Source organism: Corynebacterium sp. 11A (assembly GCF_008930935.1).
In the GTDB taxonomy this organism is placed as follows: Bacteria; Actinomycetota; Actinomycetes; order Mycobacteriales; family Mycobacteriaceae; genus Corynebacterium; species Corynebacterium megadyptis.
The window spans coordinates 17,525-39,524 of the sequence record NZ_PQMR01000013.1 but is presented as its reverse complement, the minus strand read 5'-3'; the positions used below and the strand labels follow the sequence as shown (position 1 = coordinate 39,524).

Genomic DNA, 22,000 nt, shown 5'->3' with positions numbered 1-22,000 from the left:
CGTATAGACTGGTCGTATGTCTGTCGCAGAGTTGTTGAATACCGCTATCACCCGTCCGCTCACCGATGCCGAACTCAGCGAACTCAATGAGATCAACACGGGGCTTGATACCACCCTCGGGGTGAACTACACCGTGGTCTCCCGCAAGCAGGTGCGCGCCCAGATTTCTGTCGCCGAGGGGCATCTGCAGCCTTTCGGTCTGGTCAACGGGGGCGTGTTCTGCTCCCTCGCCGAGTCCACCGGCTCTCTTCTCGCTATGATTCTTGCCGATGGCCAGCCCGTAGCTGGGGTGAATAACACCACCGATATGATCTCCTCCGTCAAGGCTGGAGTAGTGACGGTGATTGCCGCCCCGCTGCATAACGGCGCGACCACCCAGCTGATCGGCGTGGAATGCTTCCAGCGCGATCGGCTTGTTGCCCGTACCACCCTGCGCACAATCCGCCTCGAGGGATAAACCTCTCGCGGCCGCCGCCCATTGAGTAAAGGACGCTATGCCCACCTGGCACGAGATGCTCGCCTCCAACCCTGACCATTCCGAGAACTACGCCGCCCGCTGGCGCGCCTTCGCCGCAGAGGGGCGCGATATCGTGGGCGAGGCACGCACCATCGATGCGATGGCCGAGCGCGGCTCGCGCATTCTCGACGCCGGCTGCGGCACCGGCCGTATCGGCGGCTACCTCGCGGAGCGCGGCCACACCGTCGTGGGCGTGGACCTCGATCCGGTGCTCATCGATTACGCCCGCAAGGACTATCCCGACGCCGAGTGGCATGTCGGGGATCTTACCGCCGGCGAGGTACCCGCTGGCCCCTTCGATCTCATCGTCTGTGCCGGCAATGTGATGGGCTTCCTACCGCCCGAGGGTCGTCTCCCGGCGCTTGAGGCCATGCATGGTGTTCTGGGCCCGCACGGCCGCGCCGTGATTGGTTTTGGGGCGGGCCGAGGCTATGAATTCGACGACTTTTTCGCCGATGCCCACGCCGCAGGGTTCGTCGACTCGCTGCGGCTCGAAAGCTGGGACCTCAAGCCCTTGCGCTCCACCTCGTCTTTTGTCGTGGCTGTGCTCAGCCCGCGCATGCAGCTGCCGGGATTCAGCGGCTAGCGGGTTGCTGGCTGCGGAACGATAGCGAAGGCGCGAGCAGGAAAACCCGTGCCGTGCAGCGGCTTCGGCCACGAGGCCACGATGAGCGCGCCCACCTCAGGGACCTGATCTAGGTTGCACAGCATCTCAATCTGCCAACGGTCATGCTGTAGCAGAAGTAATTCGCTGGGCAGCTCGCCGCGGCTGACCCGCGCCCCGAGGTCGGTATCGGTGGTTTCGTGCCCGAGCGCGGTGATATTCCGCGCGGTAATAAGCCACTCCACGACGGCTGGGTTCCACGCGGGATAGTGGTTGATGCCCTCCGCATCGGCGTTATTCATTGCCTTCGCATCGGGCCAGCGCTGCGACCAGTCAGTGCGTAGTGCCACAAAGCTGCCCTCTGGGATGGGCTGGTGGCGCTTCTCCCACGCCAGGATGTCCTCGACCGTGGGGCTGTAATCGGCATCCGCGGCAGCCTGCTCATGGGCGTCGATCACCACCAGCGGCAGCACCATCTGTTCGACGGGGATCTCATCCAAGGGTCGAGCTCCAGTAACAAAATGCACCGGCGGATCTACGTGCGTGCCCCATTGGCCCACAACGCTATAGCGATCGATTTCGAAGCCATGCTCCTCCACGGTGTAGAGGCGCTCGCGAGTCTCATCGGGCAGCGCCCCGAAGTGAGGCTGGCCGGCATGGAAACTGTGGGTGAGATCCACCCAGCGATAGTCCTCGCGCAGCGAGCGGGCTAGGGTCCATAGTTCAGGAAAAGTAGACATGTAGACAGCATAGTCTATTTTTCGCTGGGGGTGCAGACAGGCGACGCCCACTCACGCGGTGTGGCGCGCAGTGGGCGTCGATAAGCCTTGTGCGTAGTAGCTAAAACAGGCCGATAATTTTGTAGATCACGGCCGAGATCGCGACGATGCCGGTGACAATCACGAACCAGTTCGAGGCGTACTTTCTAAAGGGTGCGAGGGCATCGACCTTATAGATGGCCACCATCGGCATGAGGTACAGGATCGAAGCGATCACTGGGCCGGAAAGCGTCTCAATGACCTCCAAAATGGAAGGGTTGAGCACCCCTGCGATCCAGGCGGTTATGGCGATAAAGACGTTCACGGCGATCATCAGTGTGCGCTCGCCGAGGCGATCGACCATCTCGGGGCGGGCATGGCGCACAATGCCGGCGGCCCCCTCGGCGGCGCCGAGGGTATGGCCGAAGAAGGAGGAGACGATAGCCACGATGGCGATCGCCGGAGCCAGGTAGGAGATGATCGGGGCGTCGTGCACATTGCCGAGATAGGAGAGCACCGGCAGGTTTTCCTCGCGGGCGGCGGCGAGGCCGTCCGTGCCCAAAGACAGCACACAGGACCACACAAAGAGCATGGTGAACACCGTGAGCAGCATGGCGGTGCGACGCAAGACGATGGAGGCGTTCTCGGCGCTGCGGGGGCCGTGGGTACGTTGCATGGCGAGCGAGAACTGCGAGATCGCAGGGGAGTGGTTGAAGGCAAAGACCAGCACGGGAATGATCAGCCACACGGAAACGAGGAAGTCCCCAGCACCAGGCATCGCGGTGAGTCCGTCCAACTTCCAGGTGGGAATCAGATAGAGCGAAATGCCCAGCAAAGCGATGATCAGCGGGTAGACCAAGAATTGCGTGACAGCCAGCATGAGCTTTTGGCCGACGACCATGGGCACCATCATCGCGGCCACCAGCACCCCAGCGAGGATCCAGCGATCGATGGCGGGGCCGCCGAGCTGATTCTGGATAAGGCTATCGACGGAGTTGGTGATCGATACCCCGTAGATGAGCACGATGGGGTAGATGGCGAAGAAATAGAGGATGGTGATCGCCCAGCCCCACGCCGAGCCGAAGTAGTCGGTGGCGACGACAGTGATGTCCTCGCCCTGACGGGGGGATTTACAGACGAAGCGGGCGAGCGCTCGGTGGGAGAAATAGGTCATCGGGCCGATGAGCACAGTGACGATGAGCAGCGGCCAGATGCCGGCCGCGCCGGCATTGATAGGAAGAAACAGGATGCCGGCGCCGACAGCGGTACCAAAGAGGCTCAGCGCCCAGCTGTTGTTGATGCTGCGGGCCTCCGTGGCGCTCTGCGGCGCCGACACAGTAGTGGGAGCGGTCATACTCACATATCCCTTCTGGAAAAGGCCTCGCGAGGCCTTGGCGATAGGATCGTGGGCCGAACACTCACACAGCTGGGTTCAGCCCAATTGTTATAACTTTCACGCTAGCAACCCTACTGTTGCGTAGACCATGAAAATGGGGTCGTTGTGTCTTGGTCTTAAGACTTGATTGATAGTGAGCAATAGAATCGCGGATTGGGTGTATCGACGCAGCTCATAGCTCATAAAAATAACCGCCACCGCAACCGAGACGATGCCGGTTGCGGTGGCGGTAATAATGTCTACACCCGCGGGGAGTAGCGGTGCTAGTACACCGTCAGACCGCGGGAACGAAAGACTTCGCGAACCTCCTCCACGGCAGCCGCCGAAGGCGGCTTGACCCCGGAGAGCTCATAGGGCAGGCCCAGTTTTTCCCACTTGTCTTGGCCCATGTTGTGAAAGGGCAGGACCTCGACGCGCTCGACGCTGGAGGACCAGCGGGAGACGATATCGGCTACTTTCGCGACATTGTCGGGATCGTCGCTCCAGCCAGGTACGAGCACGAAGCGGACCCAGATGGCCACGCCCTTCGCGGTGAGACGATCACCGAAGTCAATGGTGGGTTGGAGTTCGCGACCACCAGTCACAGCCCGATAGGTATCTGGGTCACCGGATTTCACATCGAGCAGCACTAGGTCGATGTTGTCGAGGTCTTCATCGCTGAGCCGAGCCCCCAGATACCCGGAGGTGTCGATGGCGGTGTGGATACCGGAGTCGTGCACGGCACGCAGCACCTTGCGGGTGAACTCGATCTGGAAGAGCGGCTCCCCGCCGGAGATCGTCAGTCCGCCGCCGGAGGCGCGAAACACTGCCTTGTAGCGGCGCACCTTGGAGACGATCTGCTCCACCGTGTGCATGGTGCCTTCTTTCATCCCCATAGTGTCGGGGTTGTGGCAGTACACGCAGCGCAGCGGGCACCCGGAAAGAAACATCGTCATCCGAGTGCCGGGGCCGTCCACGGCGGTGACCAGCTCCCAGGAGTGCACCAGTCCGGCATTGCCGGTGCGGCGCGCCTCGAGCAACTCGCTGCGCTCCTCGCTATCGAGCTCGGGCATGCCCAAGCCATGGGCGCTTCCGCGGTGGCGGGGGCCCTGCTGAGGGGAGAGGGTTACTGCCGAGTTGAGGCCGTCGGCCATGGGGTGGAAGCTCCTTGGGTGCTGGATCGTGGTGTCAGGCGCGCTTAGGCGTTGTGGTGGAAGGTACGAGCCATCACGTCGAGCTGCTGCTCACGGGTGAGCTTGACGAAGTTCACGGCGTAGCCGGACACACGCACGGTGAGGTTGGGGTAGTTCTCCGGGTTGTCCATGGCATCCTGCAGGGTCTTGTGGTCGAGCACGTTAATGTTTGCGTGGTAGAGCCCAGAGCCGGCATTGTGCTGGGAACGGGCAGCCTTCATCGCAGCCATGCGCTCGTCGAAAGTCTTGGTGGACATGGTGTTACTCCTTGGATAGTGGGTGGTGAAAGGTACATTCTTGGGCCCCGCCCCAGGGGATCCGAGGCGAGGTGGGGTGGTATTAGGCGGGGCAGGTGGTGTCGTCGATGATGAAGCCGGCGTCGAGAATGCCCACCAAGTTGCCCACCTGTTCGGACTTATCGCGGCCCAAACCGGAGGGGGTGATGGTGTTCGTCAACGAGATGCCATCGAGTGCGTCCTGGTAGTCCAGCTTGCCCACCGAGAGCATGGAGGCGACCATGCCGTGGGTGTCGGCGCCGTTTTCTGGGTTGGCGCCGGGGCTAAACGGCGTACCGGCCTGGTGCCCGGAGGGGAAGGAGCCGGTGGCCTTGCCGTAGACCACGTTCGAGGTGATGGTGAGCACCGACTGCGTGGGGATGGCGTCGCGGTACATCGGGATGGACTTGATCTTGTCCATGACGGTGTGGACGATCGTGGCGGCGATATCGTCGGCACGGTCATCATCATTGCCATAGCGCGGGAACTCGCCCTCGGTGACGTAGTCCACGATCAGCCCAGTCTCATCGCGCACTGGGGTGACGGTGGCGTACTTAATCGCAGAGAGCGAATCGGCGACGATCGAGAGTCCGGCGATGCCACAGCCCATGGTGCGGATGATGTCGGAGTCGTGCAGCGCCATCTCGACAGCTTCATAGGCATAACGATCGTGGCAGTAGTGGATGATGTTGAGGGCCTCCACGTAGGTGCCCACCACCCAGTCGAGCATCTCCTCGTACTTCTGCCAGACCTCATCGAAGTCCAGCGGGCCATCGCCCTCGATCGGAGTGAACAGGCCCTCTTCGGTGACCTGCTTGCCGCTGACCTCGTCGCGGCCACCGTTCATGGCGTAGAGCAAGGACTTGGCGGCGTTGACGCGGGCGCCGAAGAACTGCATCTGCTTGCCCACGGCCATGGGGGAGACGCAGCAGGCGATGGCGGCGTCGTCGCCCCACTGATCGCGGATCTGCTCATCGGACTCGTACTGAATGGAGGAGGTCTCGATTGAGATAGCGGCGCAGAAGTCCTTATAGCCCTTCGGCAGTGCCGGATCCCAGAAGATGGTGATATTCGGCTCCGGTGCGGGACCAAGGTTACGCAGGGTCTGCAGCAGGCGGAAGGAGGTCTTGGTCACCAGCGAGCGGCCGTCGGTGGCGAAGCCGGCATCGGACCAGGTGGCCCAGTAGGGGTCACCGGAGAAGATCTGGTCATAGTCGATAGTGCGCAAGAAACGCACGATGCGCAGCTTGATCACGAGCGCATCCATGATTTCTTGGGCATCCTCTTCGGTGATGCGGCCGGCGGCGAGATCGCGCTCGAAGTAGATATCGAGGAAGGCAGAGAGGCGGCCGATAGACATAGCGGCGCCGTCCTGGGACTTCACTGATCCCAAGTAGGCGAAGTAGGTCCACTGCACGGCCTCTTGGGCGGTGGTGGCCGGCTGAGAGATATCGAAGCCATAGGCGGCAGCCATATTCTTCAGCTTCTTCAGTGCCTTGATCTGCTCGGAATGCTCTTCGCGGTAGCGGGCCCAGTGCTCGGAGAAAGGCTCATTGGCGTGAGCATCCTTCGCCCGCTGCTTCTCGGCGATGAGAGCATCGACGCCGTAGAGCGCCACGCGGCGATAGTCGCCGATAATGCGGCCGCGGCCATAGGCATCGGGCAAGCCGGTGACGATATGGGAGCTACGGGCTGCGCGGATGCGGGGAGTGTAGATATCGAAGACAGCATCGTTGTGGGTCTTACGGTAGGAGGTGAAGATCTTCTTCACGTCCTCATTAACCTCTTTGCCGGCTTCTTTGATGGCGGTTTCCACCATGCGCCAGCCACCATTGGGCATCATGGCGCGCTTGAGCGGCACATCCGTCTGCAGGCCGACGATCACATCGTCGTCCTCGCTGATATAGCCGGCAGGGAAGGCATCTACATCTGCCGGAGTTTCGGTGTCTACATCGTAGACGCGACGCTTGCGCTCCTCGGAAAGGTAGTTCTTCTCCAAGTGATTCCACACGCGCATGGTTTTATCGGTGGGGCCTGCGAGGAAGCTATCGTCCCCGTCATAGGGGGTGTAGTTGTTTTGGATGAAGTCACGCAGGTTGATCTCGCTCTGCCACGCACCGGCGGCGAAACCGTCCCAGCCAATATTGTCGGGGTTCAGGGTGTCCTGAGACACGCGTTCACCTAGCCCTTCACTATGTTGTGTTCAACGTGCCGGGAGGCCACTGCACACCTTAGTGGGATCCCGACCTTCGTTAGTGGGTATATGTCCATGTCGAATACTACGCCGGTGTAGATAGCCAGTGAGAACATATAGATGCACGCCAGTAATGGTTCCGCCTAGTGGTGGGATGTCAAGTAGACACGAATGGGGCTACCCCAACAAAGGCGCTGGCACAGGGGATTTTCTCAGATTCCAGACAATTTACTTGTGTGGGAAACGGGGGTAGGGGTGAGTGGATGTCGCTGAGTGTGACATAAGCAACGCGGCCACAATCCCCCAATTAGGGGTGTGGCCGCGGGTGCTATCCGTCGCTATAAACGAGGCGCTTAGTTGTCCTTGTTCAGCTGCTTCTGGGCCTGCTCATCCAGCGAGTATTGGCGGGTTTCCGCCGCCTCTACGGGCTGGCCCTGCTCGGCGCTGAGCTGGGCGAGCTTGTTCAGGCCATTGCGGCCATGCAGCTGCTGGCGGGTGGTGGTGATTTGCCAGCGGGCCCGCGAGAGCACGTTGAGGCCCCAAGACATGGCAGCCACAAAACGGTTGCGGAAGCCGACTAGGAACATCACGTGCACGGCCAGCCACAGCACCCAGCCAATAAAGCCGGTGACCTCGATGCGCCCCATCTTCACCACGGCGGAGAAGCGGGAGACGGTGGCCATGGAGCCCTTATCGAAGTACTCGAAGGGCTCGCGGGCGGCGACGGTGCCCTGCTCGGCGGCAATGACATCGGCGGCGTACTCGCCGGCTTGGATCGCTACCTGGGCCACGCCCGGCAGGTTATTGCAGTTCATCATGTCGCCAACAACGAAGATGTTGTTGCTATCGCCCGCGGTGAGATCCTCGTTCACCAGTAGGCGGCCGGCGCGATCGACCTCGGCGCCGGTCTGCGCGGCGATAAGCTTGCCCAGCGGCGAAGCTTGCACGCCTGCGGACCAAATCTTGCAATAGGAGGGGATGGTGGTCTCGGTGTCATCCTGCATGTTCTTGTAGGTGACAGACTCGGCGTCCACATTGGTGACCATCGAGTTGAGGCGAACCGACACACCGAGCTTCTCCAGCTGCCGCTGTGCCTTGCGGCCCAAACGCTTGCCGAAGGGCGGCAGCACCTGCGGGGCGCCGTCGAGAAGCAAAATGCGGGCGTTGGCCGGATTGATATTGGTGTAGCGGCCGGCAAGGGTGCGGTGGGCCATCTCGGCCAGCTGTCCGGCCAGCTCCACACCGGTGGGGCCGGCGCCGACGACGACGAAGGTGAGGTAGCGCTCGCGCTCGGCCGGGTCGGTGGCCAGCTCGGCGCGCTCGAAGGCGCCGATGATGCGGGCGCGAATTTCGAGGGCATCGTCAATGGACTTCATTCCCGGCGCAAACTCGGCGAAATGCTCGTTGCCGAAATAGGACTGGCCGGCGCCGGCGGCGGCGATGAGGGAGTCATAGCTATACACGCGCTTGATTTCGCCGAGCTCGGCGGTAACCGTCTGCTCCTCGGCGTTAATATCGGTGACCTCGCCCTTGACAATATTGATATTGTCCTGGTTCTTCAGCACCTGGCGGTTTGCTGGAGCGATCTCCCCCGAGGAGAGCAGGCCGGTAGCCACCTGGTACAGCAGCGGCTGGAAAAGGTGGTGGTTGGTGCGGTCGATGATGGTGATATCAACATCGGCCTCCTTAAGGCGCTGAGCAGCGAAGATGCCGCCGAAGCCGGAGCCAATAATCACCACGTGGTGGCGGCCGCTCTCTGGGCGGAAGGGCTGGTCAGACATAAAGATAAACTCCTTGAAACAAAGAATAGATTTTCGCGCGCCCAGCATGACATATATAAGGGCCCTGTGCTGGGCGGCCGCAGGAAGCGGCGCGAGCGCAGAGCAGGGCGCGCATAGATGCTCAGTTTATACCTCCGCCGTGGTGATAGAAAACACAGCCATGTTGAGGTGCGCCATTATCCCTTATGGTATTTGCCGCGGTGGGTCTTAACTGCGGCCCCGCCTCCCCGAGCGAAGGTAGCGAGAGTTCTACCATGAATTCATCAATGCTGATGGAGCAATGAGGCGTCGTTGCAGCCATCCTCCCGCTCCTCGCCGCCGCGGCGTCGGCCGTGCTCAGGCGCTGGGGAGGGGAGCGCACACGCGCGTCACCTTAAGATCGTGCGTCACATCGAATGTGGAAAGGGAGCCGAAAGAATCTATGCCCCGTTATAAGGCCAGCCACCTAGCGCATGTGGATGCGCAGCGGTGGCCGGGAGTGGCCACGGTGCCGGTCGCCTGGGGCGATCGGATTGCTTCGTGGCGGCTGCGGCGCGTGGAGGCTCACTTCGCTCGCGCTCTCGCCGACGCTGGACTCAGCGTGGGCATTTCTCTCGAAGATTCCGATGTGGTGGTGGAGCACGAGGAGCTGTTCTACCGACTCTCCGATGGTGGCTGGCTCGGCTTGGCCGAAAGCTACATGGCAGGGGAGTGGCACGCCCGCGATCTCGGTGCCGTGCTGAAGGCCCTGCTGGGCACCACCTTCGGTACTGCCCGCCGGTTGCCGCAGCGCGGCCGTTATGAGGGCGGTGAACTTCCGCCGGCGCTCAGCGAGTTCACCTCCACCGACAGCATTCATGATGGCGGCGGCATGTTTGCCTCCGGGGTGGCCACGACCGAAAGGATCACCCGCAAAAGCTATACCCACAGTTCGCGGCCGAAAGCCGAATCCTCGCACCACTTTGTGGATGACACGCGCATCTCCCCGCCGGCCGAGGTGGGGCGCGCGGATCTCGCCGATGCGCAAAACCGCGCTATCGACCGCCTACTCGACGCCGCGCAGGTCGGCGGCGGCCGCGATGTTTTGGAATATCCCCTCTCCCGTGGCGCCCTAGCGATTCGTGCCGCCCAGCGCGGGGCCAGTGTGGATGCGCTCAGCCCCGACGCGGAGTTTGTGGCGGCCGTGGATGAGAGCGTGCAGCTCGCCGGTGTGGCCGATTCCGTGTTTATTCACACTATCGAGCATCCCATCGCCACCCGCGAGGACTGGCGTTCGCGCTATGAATCCATCGTGAGTCTGGACAAGCTTGTGCCCATGGGCGCCGATGGGCAGCGGGAGTTCTTCCGCGCTATCGACCGGATGTTGTCCGTCGGCGGTGTCGCCGCGATCCAAACCCTCAGCGAAGGCAGCAACTTTTCTGCAGTCACGCGCCAAGCGCTCGCCGTGGAGCGCGCCTATATCTGGCCGGCCATGGACTATCCGAGCATCGAGGAGCTGCACAAGACGGTCGATCGCGATACCTCCTTGCGCATCATCGGCGAAACCCACTTCGCCTCCCACTACGCACAGGTTGCGGCGATACAGGGCGAGCTTTTCGACGCCAACTCGCGTGACGCTGCCGCCGCCGGCTTCGATATCACCTTCCGGCGGTTGTGGCGTTTCCACCTCGCGCTGCAACAAGCACTGCTGGAGGAGAATCATCTCGATGCGCTTCAGCTACGGCTGACCTCGCGTAGTCGGGCCAGCCGGCGCAGCTAGTACTGTCTAGTGCCCCGAGAACGCATCAGAGCACGACGAATCACACGCCCCTGACCAGTATCTGGCCGGGGCGTGTGTGTGAGTTGATGCTCGCTATTTAGATAGCGCCGAAGATCTGTCCGGCGCCGCCAAGGATCGTCTCGACGATGGCGACAGAGAAGTCGAGTGCATCCTGGTCAAAGTAGCCAGGGTGGGGTGCGGGTCCGGTAGGCATAGCTATGTCCTTACTGTGTAAAAAACGTAATGGGAAGGGGTACTAGCGGATGGTGATGGTGGCGCCGGGATCAGTGAGGTTGGTGTACGCGGCCAGCGGGGCCACGCGCTCACATTGCAGAACGCAGCTCGGATCGGCCTTTTCCGGGCGACCATCGCGGCGAACATCCTCGGCGTTGTACACGGTGGGAACGGCGATGACCTTTTCCCCAGGTACCGCACGGCTCGGGATGAACACGCGCAGGTTGGAATGGATCTTGCCCTCTGCGGTGGCGCGATAGGTCAGCCAGGTGTAGACGCCCCAGTCGCGGCCGGTGCCCGGCTCACGGAGGGTGACGCGCACCGTGTAGTACAAGCCGGGGGTGAAACCGGTGCCGGTGAAGGTTACGCGAGCCCAGTCGCTCGGGCTGACTTCCTTCGCAGCGGAATCAGAAGCGGTAAAGGAGACGCCCTCCACCGCACCTTCAGCACGGTTCGGGTTGACGGGGGACTCGATCACCTGCGTGGGATCCCACCATGGGCGATCCTGAACAGCGTTGGCCGTACCAACGCCGGCACAGAGAGTGCTCACGGCGATGACGCAGGCGCTAATACCTTTGGTCAATGAACGCATAATATTCTCTCGGTAGAGGTTATAAGTGGGAAGAAAAAGCGGCGAGCCGGGAAGGTTCGGCCCGCCGCTAAGCACTGAGAACGGTGCCTGTGTACTACACGACGCCAGCTGCGAAGCCGAGCATCGCCTTGGTGGCATCAACTAGTGCAGGTCCAACCTCTTGGAACCAGTGGACCACCGGCATGGGGTCGCTGGGCGGGTCGAGCGGAATGCCTGCATTGGGGTCGTGATCTGCACCCATGATGTAATCCTTTCGGCTGAAAGTGCATCGGAGGTGCTGGGCATAACCCAGCACTGCGGAGTCTTAGGCCAGCTTGCCCACGAGGCCCAGGATGGCGACGGTCAGGTCGACAGCGTTGGAGAAGAAGCTGTCGACGTTGTCCACGCTGATCTCGGAGGAGAAGGCATCCAGGCTAGAAGTGTCAGCAACACCGGTGGTCTCGCCGGCGCCCGGAACCTCGTCTACCGGAAGATCGCCAGCGGGGGCGTCAACGGCAGGGGTGTCCACCTCGGGAACCTCGGTCTCCGGGGCGTCCACGACGGGAGCCTCGGTCTCAGGAGCGTCAGCCACGGGGGTTTCGGTCACGGTGGTGGTCTCGTCAATCACGTCGTTCTCAACTACTGCATTGTCCATGAAACAAACTCCTTATGAGTTGGATCTCGATTTCACGAGAATCTTCAGAATGTGGCACATAACGCGCCTTGTACACGTAACTCGCTAGGTGTGAAGTAACTCTCTGTAACGTCCCACCAGCTCGTTACGATGAACACTAACGGACGCAGCAGAAAACCGCTAGCACCTCGAAAAATGCGCCAACTTACGCTCCTGACAAGAAGCTAAGAAAAAGCTGAATATAGCGATTCTGAGAATGATTGAGCGGCTCAATTCACATCATTATTCGGAATGCTTAAGACTTGTTGAATAGTGCAACAAAATGATGTGCTACTGGAAGAGCTTTTCTATTAAAACCTATGGAATAACGGGTGTATGTGGTCTGATGACGGACATCGGCGAGGTGGTGGACGCAGCAAGGATGCTGGGTGCTGAGCAGTGATAATCCCTACTTGTCCGTAGGTTAGGGGAGTGAGGTGCACCTTGTCCATGGCCGGAGTTATTGATTCACCCTATGGCGACATGAGGCGTTAACCGGCCGTGTGTGGGGCGCGGGGGTGGTAGGATGCGTACAGACTTGTGGCCACCTCAGCAAAGGGTGCACTGCACAGATTCGCTCGCCAGTGTATGTGGGGACGCGTAAATGTCGACGTCTGTCGCTTAACAAGGGGTCATAGCGGCCGATTCAGGGTAGGCTAATCTGGGGGTGATGTCCGATGTCGGTCGGGGGGGTTATGTGCCGCCATTCTGAGTACTTGTACACAGTCCACTAAGTGCGTGCTGTGACTCGCATGGGGCGCTGTGTCTGGGTCTGAGTGTGGCGTGAGGCGTGCGGTCGCCACTGAGAGCAGGGTGCGAGACGAGGACGTGGCCCCAGCGATAGCGGAATGGGGAATCTAGGGGCTGGGGGGCCGGGTGCGGAGGGTGGCCGAGACCGCTAGGTCTCGCTGGAGTGTGGAGCGCGATGCGCCGCCAACGCTGAGCGGGGAATGGGGAGCATCGCTAAAGTGACATAATGTATATTATCGGACAAATATCGATGCTGGTGGGTGCACGCTGTTGTTATGGCTTCCGCCGTCAGGTCTGTGGCTGAGACTATTGTCCTCACGCGTCGCTATCTGCGGTTCTGTGCGACCTACCGCGGCGTCGCTTTTCGACTCTTCGCTCACTGTGTGAGGTTTAGCCGCATCGCCTGCGGTGTCCGTGGTGTGTGCTCCGTGCTCAGCAGTTCTGGACGGCTCGGTTGCCCACGTGCTCATCTGCGCTGTGCGGCCTCGCCACCCACACGCTCACGCGCCACTGAGCGTGCCGCGCTCATTCCACCATCGCTCCCGCTATGGACGCGAAAGAATGCGCCACTGCGTAGTAGCGCGCGCCCAGGTGGCCATCGGCGCGCCCCTCTGCCCTTACACAGATATGCCACCTATTACGTCACAGTGACGAAATAAGTGGCATTCCTAGGGCTGTGGGATGAAGCGGCTATCGCTGTTTATAGGCTGTGACCAACTGCCAGATGGTCAGTGCAATCAGTAGCACTGAGAAGCCGGCCAGCCAAGCCAAGCCTTCGGTGTACATGAAGATGCCGAAGATGATGAGTACGACGAGGCGCACCCACATGGCGGGAATCAGCTTATTCACCATGGCGCGCTCCTAGCTGTCTTTCTGCATGCTGATGCGGATATTAAGCTCGCCGTCCTCGGAGATCTTCGCAGCAATGAAGTCTGGGGTCTTGACTCCAAAGTCCTCGCGATTAAAAGGAATGGTGCCCGCCAGAATGATGGATTCGCCGCTGCGCAGCACATCGAACTCGGCACTCACCGGGTTGGTCACGCCCTTGATGGTGAACTCGCCATCGAGCTGCACGGTGGCCGGAGTGCCATCATCAGGAACCTGTGAGAGATCCGCAGGCTTGGTGAGTACGAAGCGGGCATCGGGATAGAGCTCCGTTTCCAAGAGCTTGCGGCGCACGTTCACATCGCGACGCTTCTGATCGGTCTCGACCTGTGTGAGGTCGGCCACCATTTCGGCGCCGGCCTGGACGGAATTATCACTGACCGCCGCGGAGCCGGTGACAGCTCGTGTGGAGCCAGAGGTACTACGGCGCTCCCCCGGCAGGATCTCCTCGAAGGTATAGCCTACCGAGGTGGTGTTTCCCTCGGCGCTGGGAACGACAGTCCACTCGCCATTGACGTCCGTGCTGGCCGCGTTGGCCTGCTCGGTAGAGATACCCCCAGTCTGTACTCCGGAGTTCATCACGGCCTTGTACACCACGGGCGCCACGGCAAGCAGCGTGAGAACGACGATGACTACAACGGCACCGACGACGACGGCTTTATTAGCCCCTTTGGAAGCCCCAGTATTCATGTCTTGCATCCTAACCCAATTTTAGAAACGGAAATGTTCAATGGCCCGAGCCATGCGCTGCAGCTCCTCGCACAGTTCGTCGATGTCCTCGGGCTCGGCATCCTCGGCCACCGCGGTGGCGATATCCTCGGCGGCGCAACGCAGCTCATAGAGCGAGTCCGTGAACTGGGCCCGTTGCTCGGGGGTGATCACCACTGCATCGCTAGGAAGCTGTCGACTCTCCGCTAGTTGTCGGTGCTCATAAGCACGTTGCCGACACGAGGCGCTGCAGTACTTCTTTGGTCGCCCCCTGCCGCTAGTGGCGAATTCCTTTCCGCACCACTGGCAGGTGTGGGTCACAGAATCGCGTCTAGTCACGGCTGTATATATTAGCGCACCCCGCCCTGTGTGAGGGCGGGAGCATCCGCGTGGCTAAAATGTGTCTGACGAACTACAACCGCAGTGCTCCGTGGTGGAACTAAATGCACGGCATGTGCGTTGTACCTAAAGCAATACAGCCGCAAAGAAAAGGACGGATTAAAACATGGCAGATCGCGTACTGCGCGGCAGCCGCATGGGTGCTGTGAGTTACGAAACCGATCGAGATCATGATCTCGCACCTCGGCGCATGGTCAAGTACAAGACGGACTCGGGAGAGATTTTCGAGGTTCCCTTCGCCGACGATGCCGAACTCCCCGAGGAGTGGCTGTGCAAGAACGGCCAGATGGGCACCCTCATGGAAGGCGAGGGTGTTGAGGGTAAGCCGGTGAAGCCGCCGCGCACCCACTGGGACATGCTCTGCGAGCGCCGCAGCATGGAAGAGCTCGATGAGCTGCTCGATGAGCGCATCGAGTATCTGCGCAAGCGCCGCCGCAACGCCGCCAAGCTGCTCAAGCAGCAGAAGGAAGAAGAAGAGCGCGCTAAGCAGGAGGCTGGCAAATAAGCCCAGCGCCGTGCACAGATAGACCACGACCCGAGAACCATTACGCAGCGGTTCCCGGGTCGTGGTCTTTTTCCTTATAAGCTAGTCCCCTAGTGCCCGCCCCCACCGCGAGCTGCGGTGCTCGTGGCGGGACGCTATAAGGCACTTAGTGGTTGAACTTGGGGCGCGTCTTGTGGCGCTTGATTTCATACTGCACCTGTTTGCTGGTCTCGTTGTAGAGATCGCGGAGCTGCTCGGCGCGGTGCTTGAGACCCCACAGCGTGACCTGGGACAGCGAGCTGGTGACGAAGCTGCCGTCCAGCTTGGATTCGCCGATCTCGCGTTCGGTGAAGGTGATCGGGACTTCCTGGACATCGAAGCCCGCCTGGACGGCGCGGAAGGCGAGATCCACCTGGAAAATATAGCCGGCGTTGGACAGTTCCGAGAAGTCGATCGCTTCGAGGACCTCGCGTCGATAAGCGCGATAGCCTGCGGTCATATCACTCAGACCTGCGCCGAGGGCGAGCGAGATGTAGATATTGCCGCCCTTGGACAGCACATAGCGCTTCTTGGGCCAGTTGACCACGCGGGCGCCCGGAATATAGCGCGAGCCGATGACCAGGTCGGCCCCCTCATCCACCGCGTTCAGCAGCAGATGCAGCTGCTCGGGGGCATGGGAGCCATCCGCATCCATTTCGCAGAGCACGCTGTAGTCGCGCTCCAAGCCCCAGTTAAAGCCCTCAATATAGGCGCCGAGCAGGCCTTCCTTGACCTGGCGGTGGCACACAAAGATCTGATCGTCCTGTGCAGCGAGCTCATCGGCGACCTTGCCGGTGCCGTCGGGGCTGTTGTCGTCCACAATGAGGATGTCCACACTCGGTGCGGCCTGGCGGATACGAGCGGTGATCAGCGGGGTATTTTCGCGCTCATTGTAGGTCGGGATAATGACCAGTGTCTTCTCACTCGGCTTCGTCACAGATGTCGCTACTTTCCATTGCTACGGGACGCATCCGCACCACCACGGTGAGAAAGCGCCACTAGGGGCTGACTTCAGGCGCTGCGACCACGCACTATACCGGCCGCAGCGGCTAACACTCCAATAATAGTGAGTCCGGCCTCGATCTGACCACCATGGACGGCTGCGATCGTGCGCGTGGCCCGTAGCGGTAGCGTGTCCACCAGGTGATCTGCGGTGAAGATATCGGTCTGTTCCAGCACCTTTCCACTCGGGCTCACCAGGGCGGAGACCCCAGAGGTGGCGGCCACCACAACTGCCCTATCCAGCTCCTTGGCACGGAATCTGCTCATCGCCAACTGTTGATAGGTCATGTCTGTGAAACCGAAGGTGGCATTGTTGGTGGGCGTGGTCAGGATCTGTGCGCCGGCCAGTACAGCATCGCGGCCAGCGCGGTCGAAGGCCACCTCGTAGCAGGTGGATACACCCACCGCGATGTCGTTCATATGCACCACGCCCGATCCCTCGCCGGGCTTGAAATCTCCGGCGAGATCAACGTAGTCGGAGAAGTGCCGAAAGAAATCTCGGTAGGGCATGTACTCGCCGAAGGGCTGTAAGTACTTTTTGTGATGGTGCTCGCCCACTGTGCCATCGGCGTTGAACACCACCATCGTGTTGCGCGCGCCGGCCTTATCGCGGGTGATCGTGCCCACCAGTAGTGGTGCGTTGACGTGCTCGACCGCCTCTGCGATGCGGGCTCGGGCAGATGCGTGGGCGAAAGGATTGACATCGGAGGCGTTTTCCGGCCAGATCACGAGATCGACGGGGCGCTCAATGCGTTCGGTTTCGGCACTATGGTTGTTCAACACCGCCTCGCGCTGGGCGTTGAAATCCAAGCCCATGCGCGGCACATTGCCCTGCACGGCGGCAACCGTCGCCTCCCCGAAGGAGGGGCGCTGGTCCAGCGAGGAGCTATACAGTGTGCCGCTGAGGAGTATCACGGCAACGGAGGAGAGTGTGAGCATCGACGACAGTCGTGCACGCAGAAGTAGTCCGGCGAGTCCGGCGCCGATGCCTACGGTGGCGGCACTCACGAGCGCCGGCCCACCCACCGGGGCCAGAGCACTGAGGGGCCCATTGATTTGTCCCCAGGCCACCCGCACCCATGCGAAGCCGCCGAAGGGCCATGTGGAGTGCAGCCACTCCACGGCCACATAGAACAGCGTGAAGGCCAGCGGCCCGAGGCGCGGTGCGATAGTGGAAAACAGCAGGATATAGAGGGTATTGACGATAGCGAGCGCAATATAGGGTGGGGTGCCGACGAACTCGCCCACCCAGGGCAACAGCGGCAGATAGGCGCATAAGGCGTGGGTGGCGCCGATGAGGAGGCCGCTGCGCCAGGTGATCGGGCGGGCCATCCAGCGGCGCCAGGGGTGCAGCGCGATATACAGCAGCGCGAAGCTCAGCACCCCGGCGAACCAATAGCCGTGGGGCTCGAAGGAAAAATACAAGAGCAGCCCTGAGAGGGCTGCGCAGGCGAGGTGGAGAAGCAGCGGCATTACTGAGATTCAGGGCTATCGCTATCGTTGCTCGGGCCGTTGCTGCGGCCCTTGTTCTGGCCGCTATTCGGGATGTCGAAATCGTCGGGATTGACGTTTTCTGTCCACTTCTTGATTTCTTCTTCGTCGATCACCGGCGCGAAAGAGCCATAGGTGCCGCGCTTTTGGGTCATCGTGAAGGTCTTAACGCTCAGCTTATCCAGGCGCGCCATGGTGGTGCGCGCCATGACCCGTCGGATCACCGCGCGGGTGGGCGGCAGAATGCAGAGCAAACCGGTGATGGAGGTGATGTATCCGGGCAGAGCGACGCCCACCAAACCGGCGAAGAGCAGGCCATAGTCCCCTACCACCTGACCGGGGCGGGCCGCCGTGGGGTTGCTGGCGGCGCGGCGCACGATCGCGCGCATCTCATAGTTGGCGAACACAAAGCCGAGGATGAACAGCAGGCCAAGGAGCAGAATCGCCCAGCCGAAGCCAATCCACCTACCGACGAGGTAGAACGCGAGGATCTCGCCGACGATGTACAGGGGGAAAAGTAGTCCTAAACGCACGGTGGTCGAGTCTACCTGAGCCTACGGGCACTCGGGTGGAGCCAAGCGTACACGCCGCTACCCTCGTGGTGCCTCCGGGCGGCTGAGACGAGAACACCCTCCCGCGGCACTGCGTGGGCAGATGCTCGGGAGGGTGGCTGGTGCGGCTAGCTCTGGGAGTCGCCGCGAGCCTCGATATCGCCTTCCATCTCTAGGAAGGTATCGCGGAGCAGATTAAGACGCTCTTGGTCCGGCTCCTCCCAAAGGTTGCGGTCGGCAGCTTCGAGCAGACGCTCCGCGATATCCTTCAGCGCCCAAGGATTGGACTCTTGGAAGAACTCGCGGTTGGTCTCGTCTTTTACATAGGTGTCTGTGAGAGTCTCATACATCCAATCGTCCATGAGACCGGTGGTGGCGTCATAGCCGAAGAGATAGTCCACGGTGGCGGTCATTTCGAACGCGCCCTTGTAGCCGTGGCGGCGCATCGCCTCGATCCAGCGCGGATTGACGACGCGGGCACGGAAGACGCGCCGCGATTCCTCGTGCAGGCTGCGGGTCTTCACCGTTTCCTGGCGGGTGGAATCGCCGATGACGGCGTCGGGGTTCTCCCCTGTCAGAGCGCGAATCGTGGCCACCATGCCGCCGTGATACTGGAAGTAGTCATCCGAATCGGCGATATCGTGCTCGGCGGAGTCAATGTTCTTCGCCGCTACCTTGATGCGACGGTAGGCGGCCTTCATCTCCTCATCGGCCTTCACACCGGGCAGATCACGGCCATAGGCATAGCCGCCCCAGGAGGTGTAGACGGCCGCGAGGTCTTGATCATCGCGCCAGTTGCCGGATTCGATGAGCTCAAGCATACCGGCGCCATAGGTGCCGGGCTTGGAGCCGAAGATACGGCGTGGAGTGAGACCGGAGTCCACATCGGCCTGGGCGTGAGCGGCCACATAGTTCTGCTCGTGGGGCTCGTCCAGGCCGGCGACGAGCTGGACGGCATCGTCGATAAGCGTGATGACGTGCGGGAATGCATCGCGGAAGAAGCCGGAGATACGCACGGTGACATCGATGCGAGGGCGGCCGAGTTCCTCCAGCGGGATCACGTGCAGATCCACGACGCGTCGCGAGGCTTCGTCCCACACCGGGCGCACACCCAGCAGGGCGAATACCTCGGCGATGTCATCGCCGGAGGTACGCATGGCGGAGGTACCCCATACAGAAAGCCCCACCGACTCGGGATAGGCGCCGTCGTGATCGGACTGGTAGCGCTCGATGAGCGAATCGGCCAGGAGCTGGCCGGTTTCCCACGCGAGGCGCGAGGGGATGGCTTTGGGGTCCACGGCGTAGAAGTTGCGGCCGGTGGGCAGCACATTGATCAGACCGCGCATCGGCGAGCCGGAGGGCCCAGCCTCGATGAAGCGGCCATCGAGAGCGCGCAGGATCTGGGTGATCTCGCGCGGCGTGGCCGCCAGTCGCGGCACCACTTCCTCAGCAGCGAAGCGCAGCAGGTGCGCCAGCTGCTCCGGCTTGGCGGTCTCCGGCAGCTCCACGCTGCGCAGCACCTCGTCTACTGCGTCTGGGTCCCAGTTGTGATCGGAGAGGGAGCGGATCAGCGAGACGGCCAACTCCTCGATGTTATCGACGCGGGTGCGGCTCTCATCGCCCGATTCGGAGAGCCCGAGGCTTTCGCGCAGGCCCTCCACCGCGCTGGAGCCGCCCCACAGCTGGCGGGAACGCAGCATCGCGGCCACCAGCTCTACGAGCTCCTCGTCCTTGCTGCGCTGGCCGAGCACGTGCAGGCCGCCGCGGATAGCAACGTCTTTGATCTCGCAGAGCCAGCCGTCGACGTGCATGAGCATGTCATCGAAGACCTCCTCGTCGGGGCGAGAGTCCCAGCCGAGGTCTTGGTCCATCTTGGCGGCTTGCAACAGCGTCCAGATCTCTTGGCGAATGGCCGGAAGTTTGGCCGGGTCCATCGCGGAGATGTTCTGGTGCTCGTCGAGAAGCTGCTCGAGGCGGGTGATATCGCCATAGGATTCGGCGCGCGCCATGGGCGGGATCATGTGATCGACCAAGAGGGCGTGGGCGCGGCGCTTGGCCTGGGTGCCCTCACCGGGGTCATTGACCAAGAAGGGGTAGATCAAGGGCACATCGGCGATGGCTTGATCCGGATAGCACTCATTGGACAGGCCCACGGTTTTACCGGGGAGCCATTCCATGTTGCCGTGCTTGCCCATGTGCACAATGGCGTGGGCGCCGAAGATCTCTCGCAGCCAGTAGTACACGCCCAGATAGTGGTGGTTCGCGGGCAGATCGGGGTCGTGATAGATGCCCACGGGGTTTTCCCCGAAGCCGCGCGGCGGCTGCACCATCAGCATGACATTGCCGAACTTCAGGCCGGCGATATAGAGCTCGCCGGTGTCGGGATGCACGTAGTGCTCGCCGGGCGCCTGGCCCCAGTGCTCGATCATTTCTTCCTGCATTGCCTGCGGCAGCGTGGAGAAGAACGAGCAGTAGTCCTCCTTAGAGAGCTTGAGCGGGTTTGTGCGCAGCACCTCCTCGGTGAGCCACTCAGGGTCGTGGCCACCGGCGTCGATCACGGCGTGCATGAGCGCATCGGAGTTGCCATCGGTGAAACCGGGGATCTGGGTGGTATCGCCGAGATCGTAGCCGGCCTCGTCCAGGGCGTGCAGTACCCGCAGCGTGGAGGCGGGGGTATCGAGGCCTACCGCATTGCCGATGCGGGCGTGCTTGGTGGGATAGGCGGAGAGCATGAGCACGATCTTTTTCTGCTCATTGGGAATCGAGCGCAACTTGGCATGGTTGACGCTGATCGACGCCAGCCGCGCGCAGCGCTCCTTATCGGCCACATAGGAGATCAGGCCATCATCGTCGTATTCCTTGAAGGAGAAGGGAACGGTGATGATGCGGCCATCAAACTCGGGCACGGCCACCGAGTTGGTGACATCGAGCGGAGTGAGGCCATCGTCATTGTCCACCCACTGGCTGCGCGGCGAGGTGGTGGCGATGCCCTGAATAATCGGCACATCCAAGGCGGCGAGTGCCTTCACATCCCAGGAGTCATCGTCGCCGCCGGCCTGCGCGCTCGCGGGAGCCTTTCCACCGGCGGCCAGCACGGTGGTGATGATGGCATCCATGGTGGAGAGCTCATCGAGCAATTCCTCGGAGGCCTGGCGCAAAGACGCGGCAAAGAGCGGCACGGGCACGGCACCCGCGGCCTGGATGGCGCGCGCGAGTTCCGCAATGTAGTCGGTATTGCCGGCAAGGTGCTGGGCACGGTAGTAGATGATGCCCACCCGTGGTGCCGAGTCTGGCGCCTTAGCGTCCTGCTCTGCCTCGTCGAGGTGGCCCCACATGGGCATACGCGCCGGCGGCTGGAAGCCAAAGCCGGTGAGCAGCACGGTATCGGAGAGGAAGTGGTGCAGCTGCACCAAGTTCTTCGCCCCGCCCTCGGCGAGATAGGTGTGGGCCTCGGTGGTCACACCCGCCGGTGTGGTGGAGGTGCGGGTGAGCTCGGCGTCCACGGCCAACTCGCCCGAGACAAACACGGTGGGCTTGTTATGCGCGAGCACGGTGGTGATGAGGTCTTCCCACCAGCGATAGCCACCCAGCAGCCGGGCGACGATGATCTCGGCGTCGCCCACCAGCTCATCGATGCGTTCAGAGCTCAACCCAGTGGGATTGGCGTAGCGGAAATGAACATGATCCTCGGAATTGGCCGCCTTTGCGGAGAGCAAATCCGTATCAGACGTGGAGAGCAACAGAATCATGGAGAAGATGACTCGCTTTCATCGTGTGT

The 22,000-nt window shown here is 61.6% G+C and carries 20 protein-coding genes; 4 read left to right on the top strand and 16 right to left on the bottom strand.

What is annotated here, in order from left to right; all coding sequences use genetic code 11:
- Positions 1 to 16 precede the first annotated feature (16 nt).
- On the top strand, positions 17 to 457 hold the full coding sequence (locus GBB18_RS09215) for a PaaI family thioesterase (RefSeq protein WP_151548538.1): 441 nt from the start codon (positions 17 to 19) through the stop codon (positions 455 to 457).
- 37 nt (positions 458 to 494) lie between these two features.
- Positions 495 to 1,103 carry a bifunctional 2-polyprenyl-6-hydroxyphenol methylase/3-demethylubiquinol 3-O-methyltransferase UbiG gene (locus GBB18_RS09210; protein WP_151548539.1) on the top strand — a complete coding sequence of 203 codons (609 nt, stop codon included), beginning with the start codon at positions 495 to 497 and terminating at the stop codon, positions 1,101 to 1,103.
- Here the strand turns inward: GBB18_RS09210 and GBB18_RS09205 are convergent.
- The 6 genes from GBB18_RS09205 to GBB18_RS09180 all read right to left on the bottom strand — a co-directional run bounded on the left by GBB18_RS09205 (position 1,100) and on the right by GBB18_RS09180 (position 8,697).
- Positions 1,100 to 1,861, bottom strand: coding sequence for a cyclase family protein (locus GBB18_RS09205; protein WP_151641476.1), 762 nt, complete (start codon positions 1,859 to 1,861; stop codon positions 1,100 to 1,102). The genes GBB18_RS09210 and GBB18_RS09205 overlap by 4 nt on opposite strands.
- 100 nt (positions 1,862 to 1,961) lie before the next feature.
- Positions 1,962 to 3,233, bottom strand: coding sequence for an amino acid permease (locus GBB18_RS09200; protein WP_151548540.1), 1,272 nt, complete (start codon positions 3,231 to 3,233; stop codon positions 1,962 to 1,964).
- A gap of 305 nt (positions 3,234 to 3,538) precedes the next feature.
- Positions 3,539 to 4,408 (bottom strand): pyruvate formate-lyase-activating protein, encoded by an 870-nt coding sequence (pflA, locus tag GBB18_RS09195; RefSeq protein ID WP_151548541.1) that lies wholly within the window; start codon positions 4,406 to 4,408, stop codon positions 3,539 to 3,541.
- A 44-nt stretch (positions 4,409 to 4,452) separates the two neighbouring features.
- A complete protein-coding gene (gene grcA2 / locus GBB18_RS09190; RefSeq protein WP_018019663.1) occupies positions 4,453 to 4,704 on the bottom strand; it encodes an autonomous glycyl radical cofactor GrcA2 in 252 nt (83 codons plus the stop codon).
- A gap of 82 nt (positions 4,705 to 4,786) precedes the next feature.
- Positions 4,787 to 6,895, bottom strand: coding sequence for a pyruvate formate lyase family protein (locus GBB18_RS09185; protein ID WP_151548542.1), 2,109 nt, complete (start codon positions 6,893 to 6,895; stop codon positions 4,787 to 4,789).
- 374 nt (positions 6,896 to 7,269) lie between these two features.
- Positions 7,270 to 8,697: an NAD(P)/FAD-dependent oxidoreductase gene (locus tag GBB18_RS09180; protein WP_151550498.1), complete on the bottom strand. Its 1,428-nt coding sequence runs from the start codon at positions 8,695 to 8,697 to the stop codon at positions 7,270 to 7,272.
- 421 nt (positions 8,698 to 9,118) lie between these two features.
- Here GBB18_RS09180 and GBB18_RS09175 point away from each other — a divergent pair, with 421 nt between their 5' ends.
- The gene (locus GBB18_RS09175; RefSeq protein WP_192796003.1) at positions 9,119 to 10,435 is read left to right on the top strand and encodes a cyclopropane-fatty-acyl-phospholipid synthase family protein; all 1,317 of its coding nucleotides are present in this window, start codon (positions 9,119 to 9,121) and stop codon (positions 10,433 to 10,435) included.
- A 256-nt stretch (positions 10,436 to 10,691) separates the two neighbouring features.
- Here the strand turns inward: GBB18_RS09175 and GBB18_RS09170 are convergent, their stop codons facing one another.
- The 6 genes from GBB18_RS09170 to GBB18_RS09155 form a co-directional block, all read right to left on the bottom strand.
- Entirely contained in the window at positions 10,692 to 11,261 is a 570-nt protein-coding gene (locus GBB18_RS09170) for a hypothetical protein (RefSeq protein ID WP_192796002.1), read from the bottom strand.
- Between the two features lie 94 nt (positions 11,262 to 11,355).
- Complete coding sequence (locus tag GBB18_RS10685) at positions 11,356 to 11,502, bottom strand: hypothetical protein (RefSeq protein WP_192796001.1); 147 nt, start codon at positions 11,500 to 11,502, stop codon at positions 11,356 to 11,358.
- 63 nt (positions 11,503 to 11,565) lie between these two features.
- Complete coding sequence (locus GBB18_RS10680; RefSeq protein ID WP_192796000.1) at positions 11,566 to 11,895, bottom strand: hypothetical protein; 330 nt, start codon at positions 11,893 to 11,895, stop codon at positions 11,566 to 11,568.
- A 1,458-nt stretch (positions 11,896 to 13,353) separates the two neighbouring features.
- Positions 13,354 to 13,515: a hypothetical protein gene (locus GBB18_RS10675; RefSeq protein ID WP_192795999.1), complete on the bottom strand. Its 162-nt coding sequence runs from the start codon at positions 13,513 to 13,515 to the stop codon at positions 13,354 to 13,356.
- Between the two features lie 9 nt (positions 13,516 to 13,524).
- Positions 13,525 to 14,238, bottom strand: a complete 714-nt coding sequence (locus tag GBB18_RS09160; protein WP_370513272.1) for a YceI family protein — start codon at positions 14,236 to 14,238, stop codon at positions 13,525 to 13,527.
- Positions 14,239 to 14,259: 21 nt separating this feature from the next.
- Positions 14,260 to 14,595, bottom strand: a complete 336-nt coding sequence (locus GBB18_RS09155) for a hypothetical protein (RefSeq protein ID WP_192795998.1) — start codon at positions 14,593 to 14,595, stop codon at positions 14,260 to 14,262.
- Between the two features lie 166 nt (positions 14,596 to 14,761).
- Between GBB18_RS09155 and GBB18_RS09150 the strand changes: the two genes are divergently transcribed.
- Positions 14,762 to 15,160, top strand: a complete 399-nt coding sequence (locus GBB18_RS09150) for an RNA polymerase-binding protein RbpA (RefSeq protein WP_151528807.1) — start codon at positions 14,762 to 14,764, stop codon at positions 15,158 to 15,160.
- 145 nt (positions 15,161 to 15,305) lie between these two features.
- On the opposite strand, the gene GBB18_RS09145 is transcribed toward GBB18_RS09150, so the two are convergent.
- From GBB18_RS09145 to cobN, 4 genes are all read right to left on the bottom strand, one after another.
- The gene (locus tag GBB18_RS09145) at positions 15,306 to 16,115 is read right to left on the bottom strand and encodes a polyprenol monophosphomannose synthase (RefSeq protein WP_151548547.1); all 810 of its coding nucleotides are present in this window, start codon (positions 16,113 to 16,115) and stop codon (positions 15,306 to 15,308) included.
- A gap of 74 nt (positions 16,116 to 16,189) precedes the next feature.
- Positions 16,190 to 17,653, bottom strand: coding sequence for an apolipoprotein N-acyltransferase (gene lnt, locus GBB18_RS09140; protein WP_151641473.1), 1,464 nt, complete (start codon positions 17,651 to 17,653; stop codon positions 16,190 to 16,192).
- Entirely contained in the window at positions 17,653 to 18,204 is a 552-nt protein-coding gene (locus tag GBB18_RS09135) for an FxsA family protein (protein WP_225990275.1), read from the bottom strand. The genes lnt and GBB18_RS09135 overlap by 1 nt, the downstream gene beginning before the upstream one ends.
- Positions 18,205 to 18,350: 146 nt before the next feature.
- Positions 18,351 to 21,971, bottom strand: coding sequence for a cobaltochelatase subunit CobN (cobN, locus tag GBB18_RS09130; protein ID WP_151641472.1), 3,621 nt, complete (start codon positions 21,969 to 21,971; stop codon positions 18,351 to 18,353).
- Positions 21,972 to 22,000 lie beyond the last annotated feature (29 nt).

Excerpts from the sequence above, each read along its gene's own strand:
- GBB18_RS09215 (WP_151548538.1), top strand. The coding sequence starts at position 17 with ATGTCTGTCGCAGAGTTGTTGAATACCGCTATCACCCGTCCGCTCACC.
- GBB18_RS09210 (WP_151548539.1), top strand. The coding sequence starts at position 495 with ATGCCCACCTGGCACGAGATGCTCGCCTCCAACCCTGACCATTCCGAG.
- GBB18_RS09205 (WP_151641476.1), bottom strand. The coding sequence starts at position 1,861 with ATGTCTACTTTTCCTGAACTATGGACCCTAGCCCGCTCGCTGCGCGAG.
- GBB18_RS09200 (WP_151548540.1), bottom strand. The coding sequence starts at position 3,233 with ATGACCGCTCCCACTACTGTGTCGGCGCCGCAGAGCGCCACGGAGGCC.
- pflA (WP_151548541.1), bottom strand. The coding sequence starts at position 4,408 with ATGGCCGACGGCCTCAACTCGGCAGTAACCCTCTCCCCTCAGCAGGGC.
- grcA2 (WP_018019663.1), bottom strand. The coding sequence starts at position 4,704 with ATGTCCACCAAGACTTTCGACGAGCGCATGGCTGCGATGAAGGCTGCC.
- GBB18_RS09180 (WP_151550498.1), bottom strand. The coding sequence starts at position 8,697 with ATGTCTGACCAGCCCTTCCGCCCAGAGAGCGGCCGCCACCACGTGGTG.
- GBB18_RS09175 (WP_192796003.1), top strand. The coding sequence starts at position 9,119 with ATGCCCCGTTATAAGGCCAGCCACCTAGCGCATGTGGATGCGCAGCGG.
- GBB18_RS09170 (WP_192796002.1), bottom strand. The coding sequence starts at position 11,261 with ATGCGTTCATTGACCAAAGGTATTAGCGCCTGCGTCATCGCCGTGAGC.
- GBB18_RS10685 (WP_192796001.1), bottom strand. The coding sequence starts at position 11,502 with ATGGGTGCAGATCACGACCCCAATGCAGGCATTCCGCTCGACCCGCCC.
- GBB18_RS10680 (WP_192796000.1), bottom strand. The coding sequence starts at position 11,895 with ATGGACAATGCAGTAGTTGAGAACGACGTGATTGACGAGACCACCACC.
- GBB18_RS10675 (WP_192795999.1), bottom strand. The coding sequence starts at position 13,515 with ATGGTGAATAAGCTGATTCCCGCCATGTGGGTGCGCCTCGTCGTACTC.
- GBB18_RS09160 (WP_370513272.1), bottom strand. The coding sequence starts at position 14,238 with ATGAATACTGGGGCTTCCAAAGGGGCTAATAAAGCCGTCGTCGTCGGT.
- GBB18_RS09150 (WP_151528807.1), top strand. The coding sequence starts at position 14,762 with ATGGCAGATCGCGTACTGCGCGGCAGCCGCATGGGTGCTGTGAGTTAC.
- lnt (WP_151641473.1), bottom strand. The coding sequence starts at position 17,653 with ATGCCGCTGCTTCTCCACCTCGCCTGCGCAGCCCTCTCAGGGCTGCTC.
- cobN (WP_151641472.1), bottom strand. The coding sequence starts at position 21,971 with ATGATTCTGTTGCTCTCCACGTCTGATACGGATTTGCTCTCCGCAAAG.